The following is a 291-nucleotide window of genomic DNA, read 5'->3' as shown; positions in this document are numbered from 1 at the left end:
CCTGTCCGACCATGTGGAGGCGGCCCGATGAGCCTGCCTGACTTCACCACCCTGACCTTCGACCAGACTGGGACCTCCGCCCACGGCCCCGGCCCTGCAAAGGCCGACGGATGGACCACGCCCGAAAAGATCACTGTCGATCCGGCCTACGGCCCCGACGCGGTCGAAGGGCTCGATTTCGTCAGCGGCCTGCCCGGCGTCGCGCCCTATCTGCGCGGCCCCTATCCGTCCATGTACGCCACCAATCCGTGGACCATCCGCCAGTATGCGGGCTTCTCCACGGCCGAGGCG

At 68.4% G+C, this 291-nt stretch carries 1 protein-coding gene; it reads left to right on the top strand.

From position 1 onward, the window contains the following. Positions 1–27: 27 nt before the first annotated feature. Positions 28–291, top strand: a 264-nt coding sequence (locus tag FLQ44_RS08145; protein ID WP_240801217.1) for a methylmalonyl-CoA mutase family protein, incomplete at its 3' end; no start/stop codon positions are given.

The sequence above is a fragment of the Vogesella mureinivorans genome, assembly GCF_007644035.1.
Classification (GTDB): Bacteria; Pseudomonadota; Gammaproteobacteria; order Burkholderiales; family Chromobacteriaceae; genus Vogesella; species Vogesella mureinivorans.
The sequence above is the reverse complement of the archived record's forward strand: the minus strand, read 5'-3'. Positions and strand labels throughout refer to the sequence as shown.